Source organism: Paracoccus tegillarcae, from assembly GCF_002847305.1.
Taxonomy (GTDB): domain Bacteria; phylum Pseudomonadota; class Alphaproteobacteria; order Rhodobacterales; family Rhodobacteraceae; genus Paracoccus; species Paracoccus tegillarcae.
Genome location: NZ_CP025408.1, coordinates 846452 through 870109, shown reverse-complemented (window position 1 = coordinate 870109; position 23658 = coordinate 846452). Strand labels below are relative to the sequence as shown.

General features: G+C 61.8%; 23 protein-coding genes. 15 read left to right on the top strand and 8 right to left on the bottom strand.

The features are described from left to right. The first annotated feature begins 132 nt into the window (after nt 1-132). The 3 genes from CUV01_RS04395 to CUV01_RS04385 all read left to right on the top strand — a co-directional run bounded on the left by CUV01_RS04395 (nt 133) and on the right by CUV01_RS04385 (nt 3316). Nucleotides 133-1008, top strand: coding sequence for an SDR family oxidoreductase (locus CUV01_RS04395; RefSeq protein ID WP_101461862.1), 876 nt, complete (start codon nt 133-135; stop codon nt 1006-1008). A gap of 85 nt (nt 1009-1093) precedes the next feature. After that, on the top strand, nt 1094-2320 hold the full coding sequence (locus CUV01_RS04390) for a UbiH/UbiF/VisC/COQ6 family ubiquinone biosynthesis hydroxylase (protein ID WP_101459395.1): 1227 nt from the start codon (nt 1094-1096) through the stop codon (nt 2318-2320). A 42-nt stretch (nt 2321-2362) separates the two neighbouring features. Beyond that, nucleotides 2363-3316 (top strand): glutaminase, encoded by a 954-nt coding sequence (locus tag CUV01_RS04385; protein ID WP_101459394.1) that lies wholly within the window; start codon nt 2363-2365, stop codon nt 3314-3316. A 6-nt stretch (nt 3317-3322) separates the two neighbouring features. Here the strand turns inward: CUV01_RS04385 and CUV01_RS04380 are convergent, their stop codons facing one another. Then, nucleotides 3323-4885 (bottom strand): alkaline phosphatase D family protein, encoded by a 1563-nt coding sequence (locus CUV01_RS04380; RefSeq protein WP_101461861.1) that lies wholly within the window; start codon nt 4883-4885, stop codon nt 3323-3325. A gap of 201 nt (nt 4886-5086) precedes the next feature. Here CUV01_RS04380 and CUV01_RS04375 point away from each other — a divergent pair, with 201 nt between their 5' ends. The 3 genes from CUV01_RS04375 to CUV01_RS04365 all read left to right on the top strand — a co-directional run bounded on the left by CUV01_RS04375 (nt 5087) and on the right by CUV01_RS04365 (nt 7819). Further along, on the top strand, nt 5087-5683 hold the full coding sequence (locus tag CUV01_RS04375) for a LolA family protein (protein ID WP_101461860.1): 597 nt from the start codon (nt 5087-5089) through the stop codon (nt 5681-5683). A gap of 123 nt (nt 5684-5806) precedes the next feature. After that, nucleotides 5807-7051, top strand: a complete 1245-nt coding sequence (locus tag CUV01_RS04370; protein WP_101459393.1) for an MFS transporter — start codon at nt 5807-5809, stop codon at nt 7049-7051. Between the two features lie 75 nt (nt 7052-7126). Beyond that, nucleotides 7127-7819: a 5'-nucleotidase, lipoprotein e(P4) family gene (locus tag CUV01_RS04365; RefSeq protein ID WP_101459392.1), complete on the top strand. Its 693-nt coding sequence runs from the start codon at nt 7127-7129 to the stop codon at nt 7817-7819. A 28-nt stretch (nt 7820-7847) separates the two neighbouring features. Here CUV01_RS04365 and rlmN read toward each other — a convergent pair whose 3' ends face one another. Further along, a complete protein-coding gene (gene rlmN / locus CUV01_RS04360; protein ID WP_101459391.1) occupies nt 7848-9020 on the bottom strand; it encodes a dual-specificity RNA methyltransferase RlmN in 1173 nt (390 codons plus the stop codon). A 191-nt stretch (nt 9021-9211) separates the two neighbouring features. Then, nucleotides 9212-9736, bottom strand: coding sequence for an invasion associated locus B family protein (locus CUV01_RS04355; RefSeq protein WP_101459390.1), 525 nt, complete (start codon nt 9734-9736; stop codon nt 9212-9214). A gap of 149 nt (nt 9737-9885) precedes the next feature. On the opposite strand from CUV01_RS04355, the gene CUV01_RS04350 reads away from it, so the two are divergent. Then, nucleotides 9886-10872, top strand: a complete 987-nt coding sequence (locus CUV01_RS04350; protein ID WP_101459389.1) for an asparaginase — start codon at nt 9886-9888, stop codon at nt 10870-10872. Nucleotides 10873-11002: 130 nt separating this feature from the next. Here CUV01_RS04350 and CUV01_RS04345 read toward each other — a convergent pair whose 3' ends face one another. The 3 genes from CUV01_RS04345 to CUV01_RS04335 all read right to left on the bottom strand — a co-directional run bounded on the left by CUV01_RS04345 (nt 11003) and on the right by CUV01_RS04335 (nt 13118). Further along, complete coding sequence (locus CUV01_RS04345) at nt 11003-11269, bottom strand: hypothetical protein (RefSeq protein WP_101459388.1); 267 nt, start codon at nt 11267-11269, stop codon at nt 11003-11005. Nucleotides 11270-11481: 212 nt separating this feature from the next. Then, nucleotides 11482-12198 (bottom strand): ribonuclease activity regulator RraA, encoded by a 717-nt coding sequence (locus CUV01_RS04340; protein ID WP_101459387.1) that lies wholly within the window; start codon nt 12196-12198, stop codon nt 11482-11484. A gap of 98 nt (nt 12199-12296) precedes the next feature. Next, nucleotides 12297-13118: an ABC transporter permease gene (locus CUV01_RS04335; protein WP_101461859.1), complete on the bottom strand. Its 822-nt coding sequence runs from the start codon at nt 13116-13118 to the stop codon at nt 12297-12299. A gap of 131 nt (nt 13119-13249) precedes the next feature. On the opposite strand from CUV01_RS04335, the gene cysQ reads away from it, so the two are divergent. From cysQ to CUV01_RS04295, 8 genes are all read left to right on the top strand, one after another. Beyond that, entirely contained in the window at nt 13250-14047 is a 798-nt protein-coding gene (gene cysQ / locus CUV01_RS04330; protein WP_101459386.1) for a 3'(2'),5'-bisphosphate nucleotidase CysQ, read from the top strand. Nucleotides 14048-14051: 4 nt separating this feature from the next. Then, nucleotides 14052-14852, top strand: a complete 801-nt coding sequence (locus CUV01_RS04325) for a 3-deoxy-manno-octulosonate cytidylyltransferase (protein WP_101459385.1) — start codon at nt 14052-14054, stop codon at nt 14850-14852. A 159-nt stretch (nt 14853-15011) separates the two neighbouring features. Further along, nucleotides 15012-15905 (top strand): UTP--glucose-1-phosphate uridylyltransferase, encoded by an 894-nt coding sequence (locus CUV01_RS04320; protein WP_101459384.1) that lies wholly within the window; start codon nt 15012-15014, stop codon nt 15903-15905. 3 nt (nt 15906-15908) lie between these two features. Then, entirely contained in the window at nt 15909-16895 is a 987-nt protein-coding gene (gene galE / locus CUV01_RS04315) for a UDP-glucose 4-epimerase GalE (RefSeq protein WP_101459383.1), read from the top strand. Next, nucleotides 16892-17962, top strand: a complete 1071-nt coding sequence (locus CUV01_RS04310; RefSeq protein WP_232962509.1) for a glycosyltransferase family 2 protein — start codon at nt 16892-16894, stop codon at nt 17960-17962. The genes galE and CUV01_RS04310 overlap by 4 nt, the downstream gene beginning before the upstream one ends. 72 nt (nt 17963-18034) lie before the next feature. Continuing rightward, complete coding sequence (locus tag CUV01_RS04305) at nt 18035-19054, top strand: glycosyltransferase family 2 protein (RefSeq protein WP_101459381.1); 1020 nt, start codon at nt 18035-18037, stop codon at nt 19052-19054. Beyond that, nucleotides 19054-20748: a DUF5927 domain-containing protein gene (locus tag CUV01_RS04300; protein WP_101459380.1), complete on the top strand. Its 1695-nt coding sequence runs from the start codon at nt 19054-19056 to the stop codon at nt 20746-20748. Before CUV01_RS04305 ends, CUV01_RS04300 begins: the two co-directional genes overlap by 1 nt. Then, the gene (locus tag CUV01_RS04295; RefSeq protein ID WP_101459379.1) at nt 20745-22142 is read left to right on the top strand and encodes a hypothetical protein; all 1398 of its coding nucleotides are present in this window, start codon (nt 20745-20747) and stop codon (nt 22140-22142) included. The genes CUV01_RS04300 and CUV01_RS04295 overlap by 4 nt, the downstream gene beginning before the upstream one ends. On the opposite strand, the gene CUV01_RS20300 is transcribed toward CUV01_RS04295, so the two are convergent. Together CUV01_RS20300 and CUV01_RS04290 are read right to left on the bottom strand one after the other, a co-directional pair. Further along, nucleotides 22109-22243 carry a hypothetical protein gene (locus tag CUV01_RS20300; RefSeq protein WP_338418349.1) on the bottom strand — a complete coding sequence of 45 codons (135 nt, stop codon included), beginning with the start codon at nt 22241-22243 and terminating at the stop codon, nt 22109-22111. The genes CUV01_RS04295 and CUV01_RS20300 overlap by 34 nt on opposite strands. Further along, entirely contained in the window at nt 22207-23529 is a 1323-nt protein-coding gene (locus CUV01_RS04290) for a phosphohexomutase domain-containing protein (RefSeq protein ID WP_338418337.1), read from the bottom strand. Before CUV01_RS04290 ends, CUV01_RS20300 begins: the two co-directional genes overlap by 37 nt. Between the last annotated feature and the right edge of the window lie 129 nt (nt 23530-23658).

The following is a 23658-nucleotide window of genomic DNA, read 5'->3' as shown; positions in this document are numbered from 1 at the left end:
GGCGATGCTGGCAAGAAGCCGGGACAGGCGCCGGGCTGCCGCTGCCACGGCCGCCTCTGGCCCTCGCAATCCACCGCGCCGCGCCCTATTGTCCCCCCAAAGCGCAACAAGGATGTGACGGCGGCAGGCAGCATGGCAAAAGAAATGGTGATACTGGGCCACGGCTATTCAGCCGGCTATCTGACACCGCTCTTGCGGGCGCAGGGCTGGCGGGTAACGGGCACCACGCGCGGGCGTATGGCGCAGGTTGCGGCGGCGGGTGCCGATCCGCTGATGTGGCCCGGCGACGAAACCGAAATCGCGGACCGTCTGACGCGCGCCGATGCCATTTTGATCAGTGCCGCTCCCGGTCCCGATGGCGATCCTGTGCTCGCGGCCTTTGATGGGGCCATGCGGCGGGCGCGCCCGGACTGGCTGGGTTATCTTTCGACCACGGGCGTCTACGGCGATCAGGCTGGCGGCTGGGTTGACGAAGACACGCCGCCCGCCCCCGCGACCGAACGCGGCAAGGCCCGTGTTCAGGCAGAGGCCGCATGGCGTTTGCTGGCCGAACAGGCCGGGTTGCCGCTGCATGTCTTTCGTCTGGCCGGCATTTACGGCCCCGGTCGCGGACCATTCGCCAAATTGCGCGCAGGCACGGCGCGGCGCATCGTCAAGCCGGGGCAGGTCTTTTCGCGCATCCATGCCGAGGACATCGCGCAGGTGCTGCTGGCCTCGATCCAGCAGCCAGAGCCCGGCGCGGTCTATAACGTCTGCGATGATGATCCGGCCGCGCCACAAGACGTTCTGGCCTATGCGGCGCGATTGCTTGATCTGCCCGAACCGCCCGCGGTCGCTTTGGCCGAGGCCGACATGTCCCGGATGGCGCGCAGCTTTTACGCCGAATCCAAACGCGTCTCGAACGCCCGGATAAAGCGCGATCTTGGCATCACCCTGCGCTATCCTGATTATCGCAGCGGGTTGGCCGCGATCCGGCAGGCCGAGCAGCGATTGCCGCAGGGGGCCTGATGCGCCGCGGACCACGCGCCGTTGCGCTGATCGGTGCTGTCTTGCCGCATTGCCTTTGTCGCCCGCCCGTGCATGATCGCGGGCCATGAAACCGGATTACGATATCCTGATCGCGGGCGGCGGTTTGAACGGCCCGACCCTTGCACTGGCTTTGGCCGGGGCTGGCCTGTCTGTCGCGGTCGTGGACACGCGCCCCGCCGACACGCGTGAGGCCGATGATTTTGACGGGCGGGCCTATGCGCTTGCGCTGGCCTCTCAGCGGCTGCTGGGCGCGCTTGGGCTGTGGAACGGCCTGGCCGGAGAAAGTCAGCCGATTTATGAGGTCAAGGCGTCACAGGGCCAGCCGGGCGACGGGGCGGGGCTTTTTTCACTGCATTTCGACAGCGCCGAAATCGAGGAAGGCGCCGTCGGGCATATGCTGGAGGATCGGTTCCTCTATCGTGCCCTGCTGACGGCGATGCAGGACAACAATATCACGCTGATTGACGGGATCTCGGTCACCGGACAGGATGTCGGTCCTGCCGGGGTAACCGTCACGCTATCGGATGGACGCACCCTCAGCGCGCGGTTGCTGGTCGGGGCCGATGGCCGCCAATCGGGCACCGCGACGCGGGCCGGGATCCGGCGGCAAGGCTGGGATTACGGCCAGACCGCACTGGTCGCGGCAGTGGACCACGAACAGGCGCATCACGGCATCGCCCAGCAATATTTCATGTCCACGGGGCCGCTGGCCATTCTGCCGCTGCCCGGCAATCGCAGCAGCGTCGTCTGGTCCGAGACGGACACCAACGCCAAGGCCATCAAGGCGCTGCCCGATGACGAATTCCTGGCCGTTCTGCGCCCGCGTTTCGGCGATTTCCTGGGCCCGTTCACGCTGGCCGGGCCACGCTTTACTTATCCCTTGTCGCTGTCACTGGCCGAACGCTATGTCGCGCCGCGTGTCGCGCTGATCGGCGATGCGGCGCATGGGGTGCATCCGATTGCGGGGCAGGGGCTCAACCTCGGGTTGCGCGATGTGGCGGCGCTGGCCGAAGTGCTGGTCGAGGCGGCCCGTCGCGGCGAGGATATCGGGGCCGAGGATGTTCTGACGCGTTATCAGGGCTGGCGGCGCTTTGACGCGACCAGTCTGGCACTGGGCATGGATGCGGTGAACAGTCTCTTTGGCATCGACAATCCGCTGATCGGGGCGGCGCGCGGGCTGGGCATGGGGGTGGTCAGCGCCATCCCGGCCTTGCGGCGGGGCTTTATGCGGCAGGCGGCGGGGCTGTCCATTGACCCGATGCCGCGGCTCTTGACGGGGCAGCCGCTTTAGGCTGCAAGTTGGTCGCGGGCGATGCGATGCAGGGGATCGGGCATGGCAGGGGTGGCAGGCAAACAGGGAAACCATGTGACGCCGCAGGCGTTACAGGAATTTCTGACCGCTCTGAACGAGGAAATCCACGAACGCGCGGACTGGGGCGAGGTCGCCGATTACATCCCCGAACTTGCCGATGTGGACCCGGCGCAATTTGGCATCGCGGTCGTGTTGGCCCATGGAACGGTCTGCAGCGCCGGTGCTGCAAGCAAGGGGTTCTCGATCCAGTCGGTCAGCAAGGTGTTTTCTCTGGGCTGCGTGCTGGGCCGGATCGGCGAGCAGATCTGGACCCGCGTCGGGCGCGAACCGTCGGGGTCGCGGTTTGATTCGATCCTGCTGCTGGAACTGGAAAAGGGCCGCCCGCGAAACCCCTTTATCAACGCAGGCGCATTGGTGGTCACCGATGAATTGCTCACGGGTCGCACCCCTCGTGACGCCCTCTCCGAGATCATCGGCTATATCCGGGCGGCAGCCGGTGATGACGACATCCACATCGACAAGGCGGTCGCGCAATCCGAAGAGAAAACGGGTGATCGAAACCGCGCATTGGCGAATTACCTGAAATCCTATGGCAACCTGAAGAACCCGGCGGATTACACGCTTGGCACCTATTTCCACCAATGCGCCATCGAGATGAACTGCCTGCAGCTGGCCAATGCCGGTCGCTGCATCGCGGGATTGCCCGGCGCGCCAATGCTGCTGTCGGAAACGCGCGCGCGGCGGATCACGGCGTTGATGCTGACCTGTGGGCATTACGACGAATCCGGTGACTTCGCCTTTCGCGTGGGTCTGGCGGGCAAGTCGGGCGTCGGCGGTGGTCTGCTGATGGTGGCGCCAGATCGCGCATCCATCGCAATCTGGTCGCCGGGATTGAATGAAACGGGCAATTCCCGCGCCGCGAACTACGCCGCCGAGCGGTTGGCGCAGTTCACCGGCTGGTCGATTTTCGGCTAGGCCGCCTCAGGCCTGCTGCGGGTCCAGCGTAATCGACCACAGTTCCGTATCGGCCCGGTCCATCAGCCTGACGGACATCTGCCCGCTATCGCCGTCGATATCGACAAGGCCAAAGAACTGCAGTCCTGCCGAGGGCGGCAGATTGGCCTGACCTTCGGGCGGTGCCTTGAAGAATTTGACCTCGGGACCGAAGGTCATGTCCAGATCGCCGGGGCCAAAGGTGCCGGCATGCAGCGGACCCGAGACGAATTCCCAGAACGGCGCGAATTCCTGAAAAGCGGCGCGATCGGGGTGGTATTCATGGGCCGCCGTGTAATGCACATCCGCCGTCAGCCAGACGGTGTTCAGGATGCCCCGATCACGGATAAAGCGCAGCAGACCCGCGAATTCCAACTCTCGCCCCTTGGGCGCTGCATTGTCGCCATTGGCGATGGCCTCGACATATTTCTGGTCCTCGGACACCTTGTCCCACACGCACAGCCCGATCGGCATGTCGCAGGCGATGACCTTCCAGACCGCCTCTGAGGCCGTCAGTTCCGCTTTCAGCCAATCCAGCTGCGCCTTGCCCAGAACCTGCGAGTCGACCGTGATGTCGTCCTGCATATCGGTGCTGTTCGGGCCGCGATAGCTGCGCAGATCCAGGAAAAAGATATCCAGCAGCGGACCATAGGCGATCTTGCGATAAACGCGGCCGGGTTCGGTCGGGGCAAAGCTGATCGGCGTCATCTCGTGAAAGGCGCGGGCGGCGCGGGCGGTCAGCAGCGGTACCGATTTCTCGGTATAGCGGTCATCGCCGGTCAGGTCCTTGCCGGGCGACCAGTTGTTGACGACCTCGTGGTCATCCCACTGAAACAGCGTCGGCACCATCGCTGACATGGCCTGCACATGCTGGTCCATCTGGTTGTATTTCCAGCGGCCACGAAACTCTTCAAGTGTTTCCGCAACCTTGCGAACCTCGTCGATCAGTGTGGTGTTGCGCCAGACCCCGCCCTCGATCTCGACCTCGTCGGTGATCGGCCCGTCCGCATAGATCGTGTCGCCGGAATGGATAAAGAAATCGGGCTGGTGGGCGGCCATGGTGGCATAGGTGCGCATCCCCTCGTCGTCGATGCCCCAGCCTTGCCCGGCGGTATCGCCTGACCAGACAAACCGGATGTTGCGGCGGCTGGCAGGCGCGGTGCGGAACTGGCCCTGCACCGGCTCGCTGACAGCATTGATGTCGCTGAGATCGGCGGCGGTCATGCGGTAGAAGACGGTCTGGTCGCCGTTGATCCCCTCCAGCAGCGCCTTGACCGCGAAATCACTGTCGGGCAACGCGTTCAGCGTGGCCACATGGCGCGGATCGGCAAAGCCCTCGGTGGTAGAGACCTCCAGGGCGATGCGGGCCGGCCGGTCCGCGCGGGTCCAGACCATGCCGCCCTGCGCGTTGATATCGCCCGATTGGACGCCATGCGAAAAGACCGGGCGGCGTTGCGCGCGGCTGATTGCGGGCATGGCCAGAATGCTGGTGGTCGCCAGCGCACCGCGCAGGACAGAGCGCCGGCTGAGGCGGGGAAGCAGAAAAGACATGGCTGAAACCTTTCGACGGATGAAGCTGTCCCGTCTGTCGGTCACTACCAAGACACCGGCATGACCATCGGGCGACGATTTCATGGCAGGCGGATCGCCGCCACCGTCGCGGAACCCTCACTTCAGCGAGAGCGTTTCCTGCCCGGACCTTCCATCATTCGTGATGTGCAAGTCATTGGAGAATCAAGCATGATCGGCACCATGAAACTGAAATCACTCGCCCTTGCGCCCGTCCTCGCCCTTGTCCTCGCTTTGCCGGCGATGGCCGAGAAAATCTCACTCAACGAACTGTCGCGATACCTGAATGGTCTTGGCACCGTGACCTCGAAATTCACTCAGGTGAACAACGACGGCAGCATCTCGACCGGGCAGGTCTATATCCAGCGCCCGGGTCGTGTGCGGTTCGAGTATAACAACGACAACACGCTGGTTCTGGCATCCGGTGGGCAGGTTGCTGTCTTTGACGGCAAGACGCGCGGTGCCGCACAACAATACCCGCTGGCGCAGACGCCGCTGTCGATCATTCTGGACGCCAATGTCAATCTTGGCCGCGCCAATATGGTCACCGGCCATGTCGAACAGAAGAACAGCACCGTGGTGACCGCGCAGGACCCGGCCCATCCCGAATACGGCAATATCAAGATGGTCTTTACCGGCGGCCCGACCGAACTGCGCCAATGGGTCATCACCGACAATGCCGGTGAAAAGACGACCGTGATCCTGAACAGCCTGCAAAAAGCCGGTGGGTTCCAGCCCTCGACCTTCTCGATCAACAACGAGGTTGCACGTCGCAACTGATCGCAGACCATATCAGCCGGGCTGATCCATAAGCCCGGCTGATATATTCAGCACAATTCCGCGCTTGTACTTTCCCGGCGCAGGGGACAACGGTGATCGCATCTTTTTTCGGTGACGATTGCCATGACCTCTTCCCAAGTTCGCCTGTTCACGCCGGTTCTGATCGGCGGCTGCGTTATCCTGCTGATCAACTTCGCGCTGCGCGCCAGCTTTGGCGTGTTCCAGATCCCGATTGGCGAGGAATTTGGCTGGCCGCGGGCCGAGTTTTCGCTGGCAATTGCCATCCAGAACCTTGCCTGGGGCATCGGCCAGCCGATCTTCGGGGCCTTGGCTGAACGGTGGGGTGACCGTTGGGCGATCATTCTGGGCGCGCTGTTGTATTCGGCCGGTCTGGTGCTGACCGCCTTTGCAACCACACCTGCCAGTATCCAGATGCTCGAGGTGATGGTCGGGTTTGGCATCGCCGGCACCGGCTTTGGCGTAATTCTGGCGGTGGTCGGACGCGCGGCCAGCGATGAAAATCGCAGCCTTGCCCTGGGCATCGCCACGGCTGCGGGATCGGCGGGCCAGGTCTTTGGTGCACCCCTGGCCGAGATATTGCTGGCCTATTACACATGGCAGTCGGTCTTCATCATCTTTGGTGTGATCGTGCTGACCAGCCTGTTCTTTCTGCCGATGCTGGGCGACGGAAAACCCGCGACGCGCTCGGAGTTGGAAGAAAGTCTGGGCTCGGTGCTGAAACGCGCTTTTCGTGACCCAAGCTATCTGATGATCTTTGCCGGCTTCTTCTCCTGCGGCTATCAGCTGGGCTTCATCACCGCCCATTTCCCCGCAATGATAACCGAGATGTGCGGCCCGATTCTGCCCGGAGGCATGCTGGACAGCATCGGCATCAGCACCACCTCTGCGCTTGGCGCAATTGCGATCAGCCTGATCGGTCTGGCCAATATCGTGGGCTCGATCTTTGCGGGCTGGCTGGGCAGTCGCTATACCAAGAAATACCTGCTGGCGGGGATCTATACGCTGCGCACCATCGCGGCGGCGTGGTTTATCCTGACGCCGATCACGCCCACGACCGTGGTGATCTTTTCACTGGTGATGGGTGGGCTGTGGCTGGCCACCGTGCCGCTGACCTCGGGTCTGGTCGCCTATATCTATGGGCTGCGCTATATGGGCACGCTTTACGGCTTTGTCTTCCTGTCGCATCAGCTGGGCTCGTTCCTGGGTGTGTGGCTGGGTGGCTGGCTGTATGACGTCAACGGCGACTACACCTTGGTCTGGTGGATCGGTGTCGGCGTCGGTGCCTTCAGCGCGCTGATCCATCTGCCGGTACGTGAGGCGCCCGCACGTCTGCCCGCCGCCGCCTGAGAGGCCGTCTGGCGGTTTGACGCCGCCCGGTGCTGGTTCTAGCTTGGCCCCGTTCATCCCAACCAAGGACCGGCCATGCCCGACGATACCCGCCGCCACCCCCGCGATCATGTCATCGCGGTCCGCTATCAGCAGCTATCGGCCGAGGTCCGGGCCTTGCAGCGGCAGTGCTATGCGCTGGCGACCTTGCGCCTGCATCAGGCAGTAGAGGCAAACGGCGGCACCGGCGAAGGGCTGGCCATCGTCACAGATATCGACGAGACGGTGATCGACAATTCCGCCGTGATGGCCCACGCCGCGACGGTCGGCGCGCACTTGGACAATGTCGAGACCTGGAAGCTGTGGGAACGCTTTGGCAAGCCTCGCCTGATTCCCGGTGCGGCGCAGTTCCTGTGGCTGGCGGATGAACTGGGCGTGTCGATCTTTTACGTCTCGGACAGGTTTTCTGAAAACAAGCCCGCCACTTTGGCCACACTGGCCGAACTGGGCCTGCCGCAGGCCAGCCCCGACCGGGTGCAGCTATTTGGCAAGCCAAAGGCCGAACGCCGCGCGCTGATCGAACGTGACCACAGGATCGTGCTGCTGCTGGGCGACACGTTGCACGATTTCCATGGTGATTTCGCCGGCAGCACGCTGGATGAACAATATCGCTGGACTGAACGCCATGCGGATCGCTTTGGCCAGGATTGGATCGTCTTTCCCAACGCAGCCCATGGCACCTGGATGGAGGCCGATCTGCGGCCCTGGGACCTGCCCGTGCAGGACTAGAGGCGGGGCGGCGACTGCCGCGCCGCGATCAGCCGGCGGCTTCTGCCTCGATCTGGGCCTTGGATTTTCGGCCGCGTTCAGACGCAGATTTCAACTGGCCGCAGGCCGCCATGATATCCTCGCCCCGCGGGGTGCGGATCGGGCTGGCATAGCCGGCCTTGTGGACGATATCGGCAAATGCCTCGATCCGTTGCCAGCTGCTGCGCTTGTAGGGCGCGCCGGGCCATTCGTTGAACGGGATCAGGTTGATCTTGGCGGGGATGCCCCGGATCAGCTTGACCAGACGGCGCGCATCTTCGTCGCTGTCATTCACGCCGTCCAGCATCACATATTCAAAGGTGATGCGTTCGCTGTTGGACAGGCGCGGATATTCGCGCAGCGCGTTCAGCAGCGTTTCGATGTTCCAGCGCTTGTTGATCGGCACAAGCCCATCGCGCACTTCATCGGTCGTGGCATGGAACGACACGGCCAGCAGGCAGCCGATTTCCTCGGCGGTGCGGGCGATTTCCGGGACGACGCCACTGGTCGACAGGGTGATCCGGCGCCGTGAGAGGCTAAGCCCCTCATTGTCCATCACCACCTTCATCGCGTCGCGCACGTTCTCGAAATTGTACAAGGGTTCGCCCATACCCATCAGCACGACATTGCTGATCAGGCGCGTTTCATTCTTGGGCGCGCCCTGAAGTGGCCATTCGTCCAGATCATCACGCGCAACCATGACCTGCCCGACGATCTCGGCGGGCGTCAGGTTGCGCACCAGCTTTTGCGTGCCGGTATGGCAGAAGGAACAGGTCAGCGTGCAGCCGACCTGCGATGAGATACACAGCGTGCCGCGCGTGTCCTCGGGGATATAGACCGCCTCGACCTCGTGCCCGCCTGCGATACGCAGCAGATATTTATGGGTGCCGTCCGCGCTGACCTGCCGCGTCACGACCTCGGGCAGCGTGATTTCGAATTGATCGGCCAGCATGGCGCGATAATCCTTCGCCAGATTGGTCATCGCCGAGAAATCGCGCGCACCCCAGTGATAGACCCACTGCCAGACCTGCCCGACGCGCATCTTGACCTGCTTTTCGGGCGTGCCGGCGGCCAGCAGCGCATCGCGCAACTGATCCCGTGTCAGGCCAACAATATTCGTGCGACCGCCTTCGGGCAGTTTGCGGGGGATGGTCAGGACATCCTGCGTGATCGGGGCAGACATGGGTTCACCGGCAGAGAGATTGGAAAGAAGCCGAAATAGGCGAAACCGGCCGGCAAATCAACCAGCACGGTCAGTTTGGTTCGAAATCCGTCGTGAGGTTACAGAGCGGCAACAGGGCAGGGCGCCGATCGACGCTGCCTGCCCTGTGTTTGTCCGATTGATGCGCCAAGGGGTCGATGGCGCATCCGTGATTATTCGCAGCGTGACCGTGCGGTGTTGGTCGCAGCAGTGATCCCGGCCAGGCTGAACGTGTCAGTCGTGACGGTGCCACGAGCCGAACGGCCAACGATCGTCGCGCTGGAGCCTGCCCGCAACGAGCCGATCAGCTTGCTGTCTTCGGTCGGGCTGCCGGTCCAGGCGCTTTCGCCCTCGGTAAAGAGATTGTATTTGGCGCCGCCGATATCCACCTCGACCGTCGAATCCGGTGCGAAAGGATAGCCGCCGCTGAATGACACCTCGCCCTCTTGTCCGGGGCGATAGGCGACATACAGACGGATATCGCCGCGGGTCACGTCTTTGGCGTTGCCCTCTGCGTCCGTGTTCCGCGACGACCGTGGCGGCGAAACAGCCCAGCATTCCTTGGGGTTATCCGCAGCGAAAACCGTCCAGTCGTCTTCGGTCGCGACGACATTCGTGGATTCCTGTGCCTGTGCGGTCGAAATGCCGCCAGCAGTAACTGCAATGGCGATCAATCCTCGCAGCGTAAATGAATTCATGCTCTGGCCTCCTGCCAACTCGCCTGTTCGCCGGCGTTGTTTCTGATTGCGGTGGTGTTTTCAACCGACTGGCGGCAGAATAACGCTAAATCATCCGTGCGAAAAAGACCCTTTGGCGGGAAATCGCGCAAATGTCAGGGGAATTGTCGATGGCGGCCGTTGATTTGATCGAGTTGTGGCGTGGCGACATGCTGGAAAGCGTGCATCAGGGGCACGCGGTGGTTTGTGATCCATCCGGCATCGTGCAGGCATGGGGTGATCCCGAGGCGGTGATCTTTCCACGCTCATCATGCAAGATGATCCAGGCCTTGCCCCTGCTTGAAAGCGGCGCGGCGCGGGCTGCGGGCTTGCAGACGCAGCATCTGGCGCTGTCCTGCGCCAGCCATAATGGCGCGTCGATTCATGTGCGCGAGGTCGGTGACTGGCTGAAGGCGCGCGGTCTGGCCGAGCGCGACCTGCGGTGCGGCTCGCACATGCCGGGCGACAAACCAGAGGCCGCGCGACTGACCTGTTCGGGGTTGAGCGCATGCCAGCTGCACAACAATTGCTCGGGTAAACATGCTGGTTTCCTCACGTTGAACCAGCACATGAAGGGCGGCACTGAATATATCGACGTCGATCATCCGGTGCAACTGGCCGGCAAGGCGGCGTTCGAAGAGGTCACGGGCGAGACCAGCCCCGGCTATGGCATCGACGGCTGTTCGGCCCCGAACCATGCCTGTACGGTGACGGGTCTGGCCCGTGCAATGGCGGCCTTTGCCGCGCCCGGCTCGGACATGCGGGGCGACGCGATGCGCGCGCTGGTGCAGGCGATGTGTGCCTTTCCCGAACTGGTGGCGGGTGAGGGTCGGGCCTGCACCGAACTGATGCGGGCGATGGAGGGACGGGTGGCCGTCAAGACCGGCGCCGAGGCGGTCTTTGTGGCGATCATCCCGGAAAAGAAACTGGGCGTCGCGCTGAAGATCCGCGATGGCGGGACCCGCGCAAGCGAGGCGGCGATCACCGCGATCCTTGTGCATCTGGGCGTTCTGGAGCCGTCGCATCAGGTGGTCGAGAAATACCTGACCGGCGATCAGAAAAACTGGCGTGGCATGGTGACGGGCCAGTTGCGCCGCGCAGCCGGTTTTCCGGCTTAGCGGTTATCTGCGGCTGGCGGATTGACCCTGGTGGGCCGCGATACCATCGCTGGTCCGTCTGGCTGGGCGGATAGCGGCAGTATCGCGGCCTCTGGCCGTCGCAGTGCGACAGCCACAACCGTGTAGGCTGTTAGATCGCAGGGGCAGCACTCGCGCCGCCGGTCAGTTCGCGCTGACCCTCGGCCCGGCAAACGTTATCTGCGGTTTCGACATCCATGCTGTTCGGGCGCGCGGTCGCGCGGTCCCATGTCACCTGCTCTTTGGTGTATAGCTGACAGGTCACCGGGCCGGCCGCAGTCTCGACAACGACAGGGGTCGTTTCATAGTCGCGGGGGTTCAGAGAGCAGGCAGTGAGAGCGGTCGCCGCCACCGCGATCGCTAGAAATTTACCATTCATCGTTCACAATCCTCGAGTACAAGTGCCCGAAGGCACAATCAAACAACAAGCCGACAGCGGGGCGCGATCCCCGGAAAGCTGAAGCAGCCTCACTCAATCATGCTGACTGATTGTTGTAAAAGGAAAGTTCAGTCAAAAACGTGGAATTCTGACCAAAAAGACTGGTCGATTCGGTTCAATTATTATCTGTCCTCTGTGAAATCCGGCAGCGATCAACTCTCAGTAGTGTCGCGATCAAGCCAGGATTGATAACGGGCTTTGGTCTCGTCATTCATGGGATAAAGACCGGGCAACCTGGTGCCGCGATCGACCTCTTCGATAATCCAGCCTTCCAATTGCTCCTGGGCGGGGGCCTCGGCCACCACCTCTGGCAGCAGAGCCTGCGGTATGACGACAGCGCCATCGCCGTCGATCACGACCACATCGCCCGGTATCACCGCGACGCCGCCGCAACCGATCGTCTCGTTCCACCCGACAAAGGTCAGTCCCGCGACCGAGGGTGGCGCCGCAGCACCCCGGCACCAGACCGGCAGGCCGCTCGCCAGCACGCCCGACAGGTCGCGGATCACGCCATCAGTGACCAATGCCGCCACGTTCCGTTTGGCCATGCGTGCGCAAAGGATATCACCAAACACCCCCGCATCGGTGACGCCCATGGCGTCGATCACGCAAATGCAGCCCTCGGGCATGTCTTCGATGGCCGCCCGGGTCGAGATCGGGCTGCCCCAACTGGCCGGTGTCGCCAGATCTTCGCGTGCGGGTACGAAGCGCAGGGTAAAGGCCTCGCCCACGATCCGCGGCTGATCGGGACGCAGCGGCATCGCCCCGCGGATCCACACATTGCGCAAGCCCTTTTTCAACAGGATCGTCGTCACCGTCGCGGTTGTCACCTGTTCCAGAACGGCGCGGTCAGCGGCAGAAAGTGTCATGCGCGGGGCCTCTTGGGCTTATGGACGATATCTGTGGCCGAGGTGAGCATGCCGGCATCTGGCAAGGCAAGCGGAATCCGCGGGCTGACCCAGCTGTCCTATCTGCCTGCGGTCCAGCTGGCCGAGACCCGGTTGCGCGTTACGAATTCAGCCATCAATCCGATCATCGCCACCGTGATGGTGAAATAGATCGGATAGGCCAGATTTGTCTTGTGCGGCACATAGTTGATGAAGGCATAGCCGCGCATCTGATCAATGATGTGAAACAGGGGGTTCCATGCAAAATACGGCAACATGAAGTTCGGCAGGGTGTTGGCCACGAACATCTTGCCCGATGCAATCATGTTCAGCCGTGAATAGACGGTGGTCAGCAGGCCCGATGCCTTGGGCGCCCAGGGCCGCATCGACAGAAAGACCAGTCCGACGCAGCAGCCCGACAGCCAGGCAAGCAACAGCAGGCCCATGCATGAAACCCAGTCATTTATGATAACGGGGGTGATGAATGCATGATAGGCGCCCAGGATGACCACGCAGCTCAGCACTTGCCGATAAAGCACCGCAATGGCGGCGCCCGCGATCAGGATCGCCGAATTCATCGGTCCATGTTTGGTCATCCCGGAGGTCAGCGCCCCTGACCCTGAAACGGCGCCCGTCGCCTGCACATGCGTGACGAACACAAAGATCCCGCTCATGATAAAGATCATGAAATCGCCGCGAATGGGCGAGGTGCGGACGCCGATCACATAGTAGAGAGCAAAAAACACGGCGACCATCAGTGAGGACTGCACGATCGCCAGCAGCAAGCCGATCAACGGGTTGCGGTGTTCGCTGCGCAAAACATGGATGGTCTGGAAATACATCAGCAACAGCGTGCTGAACGCCGCTTCGACCATATTGCGGTTGCGATGCTGGACGAACACGGCTGAGATCCTACCTGATGCAAAACGCTCGGGATGCTTGCTCATCCCATTGATGGCGACCATAAGGGGGCGCAAGTTAATATTCAATCAATGGCGGCCGGGGCCTGCCCTGTCAAAAAAGGCAAAATCCAATGGAATTCGACCGATTGTCAGCCGAGATGCGTCGCCTTGCGCTGGCGGCAGGCGAGAAGATCATGGAAATTTACGGCGCAGAGGATTTCGAGGTGCGTGCGAAATCCGACGACTCGCCCGTAACAGCGGCCGACGAAGCCGCGGATCAGCTGATTTCTGCCGGGCTGCGGGCTGCATTTCCCGATTTCGTCCTGGTCACCGAGGAACAGGCCGAGACCCACGGGCAGGTGGCGCGGACATTCCTGATCGTCGACCCGCTGGATGGCACCAAGGAATTCGTCCAGCGCCGGGGCGATTTCACGGTCAATATCGCCTATGTCGAGGATGGCGTGCCTGTGCGCGGCATCGTCTATGCCCCCGCCAAGGGCCGGCTGTTCTATACCACCGGCGATGGTCGCTCGGTCGAGGAAACGGGCCCGTTCGGCGATCAGCCGGGTGAGACCAATCCGATCGGCGTGAACCCGATGCCTGACAATCGCGGGCTGATGGTGGTGGCGTCCAAGTCGCACCGGGACGCCGCGACCGACGACTATATCAACAGCTATGGCGTGCGGGACATGACCAGCGCCGGGTCTTCGTTGAAGTTCTGTCTGGTGGCCACCGGCGAGGCGGATCTGTACCCTCGTCTTGGCCGCACCATGGAATGGGACACGGCGGCGGGCGATGCGGTCTTGCGCGGTGCGGGCGGCGAGGTGGTGCGGTTCGACGACCATACGCCGATGACCTATGGCAAGCCGGGCTTTGAGAACCCGTTCTTCATCGCCTTTGCGCCGGGCGTTCTGCTGGTCAAAGAATAGCCGGATGTCAGTCACGATCATCATCCCTGCACGATTTGCCTCGACCCGTTATCCGGGCAAGCCGCTGGTGGCCTTGCGGGGCGCGGGTGGCGAGGCACGCAGCCTCATTCGTCGCAGTTGGGACGCGGCAATGGATGTGCCCGGCATCGACCGGGTGATCGTGGCCACCGATGATGAGCGCATCCGCGACCATGCCCGGGGCTTCGGCGCCGAGGTCGCGATGACCTCTGCCACCTGCCGCAATGGGACCGAGCGCGTTGCCGAGGCTGTCGCGAATCTGGGTTTGACCTCTGAGATCGTGGTCAACCTGCAGGGCGACGCGCCGCTGACGCCAGCATGGTTCATCGAAGATCTGGTCACGGGTCTGCGCGCCGATCCGCAGGCTGCGCTGGCCACACCGGTTCTCAACAGCACCGGTCGGATGCGCGCCGAACTGATCGCAGATCGCCAGGCCGGGCGGGTCGGCGGCACGACGGCAGTCTTCAATGATGAGATGCAGGCGCTCTATTTCTCGAAAGAGGTTGTGCCCTATGCGGCCGGGCCGTTTGACGACGACGAACCGACGCCGGTGCACCATCATGTCGGCGTCTACGCCTACCGTCCCGAAGCGCTGGCCGACTATGCCGGCTGGCCCGAAGGCCGGCTGGAAAAGCTGGAAGGACTGGAACAGTTGCGCTTTCTTGAACAAGGCCGCCGCGTACGCTGCGTGCTTGTCGAATCGCGTGGTCGTGAGTTTTGGGAACTGAACAACCCCGAGGACGTTCCCAAGCTTGAACAGATGATGCTTAGAATGGGACTCAACTAGTCGGGCCTTTGATTGCAGCGCAAAACCGCTGATAATCGTTTGTAATCAAATTGTTTCTGGTTGATGTCTTGCTGCTGCGGATCTGTTGTAGGATATATTGATCAAGCATGCCGAGGCCGAAAGTTACGCTTTAAGCCTTGAGTTCGCAGGAGAAGTAGAATGAGCCGCAAGGTTACAAAGGCGATTTTTCCCGTGGCGGGCCTGGGCACCAGGTTCTTGCCGGCGACGAAAAGTATTCCCAAAGAGATCATGACACTGGTTGATCGCCCGCTGATCCAATACGCGATCGACGAGGCGCGCGCCGCCGGTATCAAGGAATTCATTTTCGTCACCTCGCGCGGCAAGGGCGCGTTGGAAGATTATTTCGATCACGCCCACGAGTTGGAATCAAGTCTGCGCAAGGCGGGCAAGAAAGACCTGCTGAAGCTGCTGAATGAAACCAACATGGAATCGGGTGCGATTGCCTATATCCGCCAGCACAAGGCGCTTGGGCTTGGCCACGCCGTATGGTGCGCGCGGCGCCTGCTGGCGAATGAGCCCTTTGCCGTGATCCTGACCGATGACGTCATCATGGGCGAGCCGCCCTGCCTCGAACAGATGATCGAGGCCTATGGTGAAACCGGCGGCAGCATGGTCGCCACGATGGAGGTGGCGCCGGCAAAGGCTGCGTCTTACGGCGTGCTGGATATTGCCGAGGACATGGGCGCCATCGTCAAGGCAAAGGGCATGGTCGAAAAACCCGCGCCGGGGACCGAGCCGTCCAATCTGGCGGTGATCGGGCGTTATATCCTTGCGCCAACGGTCATGCAGAACCTGAACAAGCTGAAGCAGGGCTCGGGCGGCGAGATCCAGCTGACCGATGCCATCGCCGATGAGATCAGTGCAGGGCGCGACGTTTTCGGTCTGCGCTTCCGCGGGCAGCGTTTTGATTGTGGCTCAAAGGCTGGCTTTTTGCAGGCCACCGTTGCCTTCGGTCTTGCACGGGAAGAGTTGAAAGACGAGCTGGCCGAATTTCTCGGCGACGTCATGTCGTCGAAGAAGGCGGCTGAATAGCGGATGGCAGATGCGATTCTGGTAACGGGCGGCGCGGGGTATATTGGCTCTCATGCCTGCAAGCAGTTGCGCGCAGCCGGATACCTGCCTGTCACATTCGATAACCTCAGCACCGGATGGCGCGACGCGGTGAAGTTCGGACCGCTGGTCGAAGGCGACCTGCTGGACCCGGACGCACTGCGGCGTGCCTTCGAGGAATACGCCCCCGTGGCGGTGATGCATTTTGCCGCGCTCAGTCAGGTCGGCGAGGCAATGGAGCAGCCGGGCCGCTATTGGCGCGAGAATGTCACTGGCGCGCTGAACCTGGCCGAGGCGGCATTGGCTGCCGGCTGCAATCGTCTGGTTTTTTCCTCGACCTGCGCGACTTACGGCGATCACGACGGCGTGCTGCTGAACGAGAGCACACAGCAGCAACCGCTGAATGCCTATGGCGGCAGCAAGCTGGCGATCGAGCAGTTGCTGACCGATTTCGGTGCCTCTGACGGGTTGGAAACGGTGATCTTTCGCTATTTCAACGTGGCTGGCGCTGATCCTCAGGCCGAGGTGGGGGAATTCCACCGGCCCGAGACCCACCTGATCCCCCTGGTTCTGGATGCGGCCTGCGGTCGTCGCGATGCGCTGACGATCTATGGCACGGATTACCCGACGCGCGACGGCACCTGCATGCGCGATTATGTGCATGTGATGGATCTGGTAGATGCCCATGTTCTGGGCCTCGACTGGCTGCAGGCAGGGCGGGGCAATGCCGTGTTCTGTCTGGGCAGTGGCAGCGGCTTTACCGTGCGCGAAGTGATGGCCAAGGCGGCCGAGGTGACCGGGCTGGACATTCCGGTTCAGGAAGGGCCGCGCCGTGGCGGCGATGCCGTCAGCCTCGTATCGGGCAGCCAGCAGGCCGTCGATGTGCTGGGCTGGCAGCCGCAGCGGTCAACGCTTGAACAAATGATCGGCGATGCCTGGCGCTGGCATCAGACTGACGGCTATCGCGGGTGAGTTCCGGGGGTGATGTCATCCCCTGGGTGCGCAACCTGTGGGGACGATATCGTCTCAGATGGAAGCGGCGCGAATACCTGTGGCGGGCCATTCGCGCGCGTCGCCAGATGCAGGTGGTTCGCGATGCCACCTCTGGGATCGGTGCGGGCGACGTGCTTTGCTTTGCCACCATTCACAACGAAGCCCTGCGCCTGCCGGATTTTCTGCGACATTACCGCAAACTGGGGGTCGACCACTTTCTGCTGGTTGTCCATGACAGCGACGATGGCACGCTGGATCTGTTGGAAGATCAAAGCGACGTTTCTGTCTGGGTCAGTCACGGATCTTACCGCGACACCCGCTTTGGCATGGATTGGATGGGCTGGTTGCTGGGCCGTTATGGGCACGGGCACTGGTGTCTGACCGTCGACGCGGATGAGTTTCTGATCTACCCGCATTGGCCCCATCAGGACCTGCATAGCCTGACCAGCCGGTTGGACGAAATCGGTCAGCCCGCTTTGGGCGCGTTGATGGTGGACCTTTATCCAAAGGGCAGCATCGGCCAGCCGCTGCCGGACGGGGCCGTGTTGCCGGATGCGTTGGACTGGTTCGATGCCGGCCCGTACCGGATGCAGGTGCAGCAGCCCAAGTTGAACAGGTGGGTGCAGGGCGGAGTGCGCGCCCGCACCTTCTTTGCCGACCGACCTGATCAGGCACCGACGCTGAACAAGCTGCCGCTGATAAAGTGGAACCGGCGTTTTGCTTATGCCAATTCCACCCATTCCGCGCTGCCGCGACGACTGAACCTCAGCTATGATGGGCCGGGCGATCCCAGGTTGACGGGCGTGTTGCTGCACACCAAATTCACGCCGGATATCGTTCAGCGCTCGATTGAAGAGAAGCGGCGCCGACAGCATTTCAACCGGCCCGACGATTACACCGCCTATTATGACGCCCTGATAGCGGCCCCAGATCTTTGGCACGAAGGGTCGGTGCAACTACGCGATTGGCGCCAATTGGTCGAACTGGAACTGATGTCGGATGGCGGTTGGCACCCGGCGGCAGGTCACGCCGCGGAAAAAACCTGATTGCACGCAGCTCAGATGTTATGCACATCAAAGATGGTGTGAGGATGGCGAGTGATCTGACAGCGCGTGGTGATGTATTTCAAAGAAGGATACGGGCGCCTTGGTCGCCGTGCAGAGCGGCAATATTACCTGCTGCGGGCCATGCGTCGCGGGCGTCGTCTGCAATCCCTGAGCAACCGCACCAACCTTATCAGACCCGCCGATATTCTGGTCTTTGTCACGCTCAGAAATGAGCGGACCAGACTGCCTTATTTTCTGGAATACTATCGAAAACTGGGGGCCGCGCATTTCCTGATCGTCGATAACGACAGCACTGACGGCAGCGCTGATTATCTTCGATCTGAACCCGACGTGTCGTTGTGGCATACGAAAGAAAGCTATAAATCCGCGCGCTTCGGGATGGATTGGATCAATGATCTGCTCAGACGGTATGGGCATGATCACTGGTGCCTGACGGTCGATCCCGACGAGTTCTTTATCTATCCCCATCACGACACCCGGCCATTGCAGGCGCTGACCGATTGGCTGGACAGTGTCGACGACAAAAGCTTTTCGGCGATGCTGCTGGACGTCTATCCACGTGGTCCGGTCGAGCAGGCGGTGTGCCGCGAGGGGCAGAACCCGCTAGAGGTCGCCAACTGGTTCGATGCGGCCAATTACACGATCAGAAAGAACCACAAATACGGCAATCTGTGGATACAGGGCGGGCCCCGGGCGCGGGCGGTTTTTCCCGGACGACCCTTCGAGAGCCCGGCCTTGAACAAGATCCCGCTGGTCAGATGGCACTGGCGCTATGCCTATCTCAGTTCGACACATAGTTTGCTGCCTCGACAGTTGAACATGGTCTATGATCAGGACGGCGGCGAACGCGCTTCGGGCTGCTTGCTGCACGCAAAGTTTCTGGCCGGAATTGCCGAGAAGTCGACCGAGGAACTGTCGCGCCGCCAGCACTATGCCGGTAGTCAGGAATACCGTGCCTATCACAAGCGGTTTCAGGGCAAGACGGTGTTGTGGTGCGACGCGTCAAGCGAATATGCCGATTGGCGTCAATTAGCCGATCTGGGTCTGATGTCGGGCGGGAATTGGGTGTGATGGCGGAGGATCGCGCGCCTGAGGTCAGGCTGGGTGTGGCGCTGTTGTGCCATTCACGACTGCAGACCGCTGCGCGGATTGCACAGATCTGGGCGGATGGCGGTGCCGAGGTCATGATCCACGTCGATGCCAAGGCCGACCCGCAAGAGTTCACCGCCATGCAGGCCACTCTGTCGGCGCATCCGAATATTCATTTCTCGACCCGTCGCGCCTGCAATTGGGGGCGCTTTGATTTGGTGCAGGCGACCCAGGATGCGGCAACGACGTTGATGGCGCTGGTGCCCGAGGTCAGCCATGTCTTTCTGGCATCGGGGTCGTGCCTGCCGCTCAGGCCGGTCGCTGAGTTGGTCGAATATCTACGCGCGCATCCCGGCTATGATTTCATCGAAAGCGTTGCGGTCGACGACGTGTTCTGGGCCATCGGCGGGCTCAACGAAGAACGCTTTACCCGCTACTTTCCCTTTGACTGGCGTAAGCAGCGCAAGCTGTTTGACCGTTCGCTCGACTGGCAGCGTCGGATGGGCATCACGCGGCGGCAGCCCAAACGACTGGTTCCGCATCTGGGCTCACAATGGTGGTGCCTGACGCGGCAAACGCTGACCGCGATCCTGAATGACAGCAGACGGGCTGAGTTCGACCGCTTTTTCCGGCTGAGTTGGATCCCCGACGAGAGCTATTTCCAGTCGCTTGCGCGGCTGCATTCCCAGCATGTCGAAAGCCGTTCGTTGACGCTGTCGCGCTTTGATCATCTGGGCAAGCCCTACCTGCTATACGATGATCACGTGCAGATGCTTGAGGAATCGGGTTCGTTCGTTGCTCGCAAGATCTGGCACGGCGCTGAAAAGCTGATGCAGCATTTTCCGCAGGCTTCGGCGGAAGGTCAAGCCGGTCGCGAGCCAGATCCATCGCGCATTGAACGCATGCTGAGCAGAGCGACGACGCTGCGCCGCTCGGGACGACCCGGGCTGTATATGCAAAGCCGCTTCCCGCGCCAGTATCACGAGCATGGCAAGACAGCGGCAGGCTATGCGGTCCTGCAGGGCTTTGCCCAGCTTATCCCTGGCTTTGAGGAATGGCTGGCGGCGCGGGTTGATGCCGATGTCCACGGGCATCTTTTTGCGCCCGGCGGCGCTGAATTTGCCGGCCGCGCTGATCTGGGCCCCGGCGCATTGCCGTCCAATCCAAAGCTGCGCGATTACGACCCCGAACGGTTCCTGTCGTCGCTGGTCAGGGTGACCGAGCGGATGCAGGTGTTTCAGTTCGGGCCGGGCGACAGTCAGGCGTTGAACTGGTTCATGGCGACCGATCCCAATGCGCGGCTGATGGTTGTGACCGGCGCGTGGCTTGTCCCGCTTTATCACTCCGATCTGCCCTTCGATCAACTGCGCCGCATTGCCGCCAAGATGCAGCATGCCGAGACCGAGCAGTTCAGGGTGCTGAACTCGCGGTGGTTGCGCGCGCGCGTCAAACTGTGGGATCTGGCCGAATTCGCAGCAAGGCCGGCGGATGTCGTGTCGACGGCGTTGTCGCAACTGGACCTGGGCATCGGCGAGATCGACGATCTGCCGCCGATGCTTGAATTTTCAGGGATTGGCGCGTTCTTGCAGCGGATGCGCAATGCCGGCCTGCGCCCGGAACTGACCGGGCATTTTCCGCCAACAGACCCAGCCAGTCAGCAAAGGCAGCAATCATGACCCAACCCTTTCGCAGCTTTGTCATCTTCGCCGAGATGCGCACCGGGTCGAACCTGCTCGAAGCGACAATGAACAAGATCAAGCGCGTCACCTGCTTTGGTGAGGCCTTCAACCCCTATCTGCTGGGCTGGCCCGACACGGACACGCTGCGCGGCATGACCGCCGAGGAACGCGAGAGCGATCCACATAAGCTGCTGGGCCTGTTGATGGACAAGCCCGATCACTTGCTGGGTTTCCGCTATTTCCACGATCACGACCCGCGTGTCTTTGACGCGATCATGGCCGAACGCAGCTGCGCCAAGATCATCCTGACCCGTAATCCGCTGGAAAGCTATGTCTCAACCAAGTTGGCCTTGGAGACAAATCAATGGAAACTAAACGAGGCCGAGACCCCGATTTCAACCAAGATCTGCTTTGTCTGGCAAGAGTTTCGGGAACAGCTGGGTGCAATCGAAGAGTTCCGGGCGCGCGTGCAGCACGGTTTGCAGGTGTCGGGGCAGTCGGCATTCTGGTTGAGTTATGACGATCTGCGCAACGGCGAGATCATGAAAGGCATGATGCACTGGCTGGGCCGGACAGATCTGGAAAAGGTCCCGCCAGCCAACGACCAGGTGCCGCAAAACCCGCGTGAAATGGCCGAGAAAGTCTCGAATTTCTCCGAGATGCAGACCCAGTTGACCGCGATGGACCCCTTCGCCCTTGGCCGTATCCCGAATTTCGAATCCAGCAGAGGCCCCGCCGTGCCGTCCTTTTTTGCGAGCGAGGCTGGCGCGGGGCTGGTTTTCATGCCGGTGGGCGGCGGCCCGACTGACCCCGTTCTGGAATGGTTGCGCAATCTTGGCCCTCTGAAGGGCGACTTTACGCAAAACAGTCTGCGCCAGTGGAAACGCGGCCATCCCGGCCATCGCAGCTTTGCCGTGCTGCGTCATCCCGTGCGCCGGGCCTGGGCGGCCTTTGAACAATTGCTTGGCACCAAGGACCCTGCACTGCGCCAATTGATGCGCGAGACGCACCGCGTCGGACTGCCTGCCGATCCAGAGCTGTGGCAGATGGATGTTCAGCAGTCCCACGCCCTGTTCATCGACTTTCTGGGCTTTCTCAAGCGCAACCTGAATGGCCAGACCAGATTGCCGACGCATCCCGTTTGGGCCAGCCAAAGCGAAATTCTGGCAGGTTTCTCGCGGTTTTCCAGCCCCGATGCAGTGCTGCGTGAGGATCGGCTGGATCAGGATCTGGCATGGCTGTCCGCAACGGCCGGGCTGGACGCGGACGCGGTTGGTGCACCGGCGGTCGAGACCTTTCCCGACTTTTTGGCCGATCCCAAGGTTCACCAGGCGGCGCGATCAGCCTATCCGCGCGACTACGTGGCTTTCGGCTTTACCGATCCATCCTGAAGCAGGGCTTGGATTAGGTCGCGCTGTCTGGCGACCAGCGCGGCATCGCCGGCTGCCTCAACGTTCAGCCGAACGACCGGCTCGGTGTTGGAACTGCGCAGATTAAAGCGCCAGTTGTCGAATTCCAGCGAGACGCCATCCGCATCGTCGCGTCGTCGCGTCGTCGCGCGTCGTCGGCAAAGGCTGTGACAACGCGCGCAATCGCGGTTTCGGGATCATCCAGCCGATAGTTCACCTCGCCGGATGATGGGAACATCTGCATCCGTCTGACCACCAGATCGGACAGCCCGGCCCCCTTTCGAGACAGCAGTTCGACCACCAGCAGCCAAGGGATCATGCCGCTGTCGCAAAAGAAGAAATCGCGGAAATAGTGATGCGCCGACATCTCGCCGCCATAAATGGCGTTCTGAGCCCGCATTTCGCGTTTGATAAAGGCATGGCCGGTCTTGGACTGCACTGCCTGCCCGCCGGCCTCTGCGATCACCGCCCGCGTGTTCATGACCACGCGCGGATCGTGAACGATTCTTTCACCCGGTGCCTTTTCCAGGAACGCAGCCGCCAGCAATCCGACGATATATTCGCCGGGGATAAAAGTGCCATCGGCATCAAAAAAGAAGCATCGGTCGAAATCGCCATCCCATGCGACGCCCAGATCGGCGCCCGCTTCGCGCACAGCGTCGGACGTCATCGGCTGGTTTTCGGGTAGCAGGGGATTGGGGATGCCGTTTGGAAAGGCCGGGTCGACATGGTGATTGACCCGGATGAACTGCAACGGCGCGCCGCGCGACTGCAACTCGGCTGCGATGGCGTCAAAGGTTGGCCCCGCGGTCCCGTTTCCGGCGTTGACCAGTATCGTCATGGGCCGCAACGCCGGGACATCGACGAAATCCACGATGGCGCGGGCATAATCGGTGCGAACATGGCTGTGGTCGATCACCGTGCCTTTGCGCGCAGCGTTGGTGAAATCACCTGAGCGCGCCAGATCGGCAAGCGCCAGCAGTTCGGTCGCGGGGTCCAGTGGTGCCGCGCCGGGGCCCACCAGCTTCATCCCGTTATAGTCGATGGGATTATGCGATGCCGTAACCTCGATTCCACCGTCTGCGCCCAGATGGCCTGTCGCGAAATAGACCTCTTCGGTCCCGGCAAGCCCCAGATCCAGCACATCCGCGCCGCCATCGGTCAACCCTTGGATCAGCGCTGCAGCCAGCTCCGGCGACGAAGAACGGCTGTCGCGACCGACCACGACGCGGGCCGCCGCCCGCCCTTGCGCAAAGGCGCGACCGACGCGATAGGCGATGTCAGTATCCAGATCGACGCCCAGCCTGCCGCGAATGTCATAGGCCTTGAAACAGGTAATCTCGCGATGGCCCATGGGCTGCATGATCATGGTTTCCGTTCTGGGTTGCGTTGCATCTGGGCTAACGCTTTGGCGCCGAATTGCAAGTCATGTGACGCGGCTGGTCCCAAGGGCGGAGGTGACAGCGGCGACCGCCAGCGCTAGACCGGGGCAAGGCAA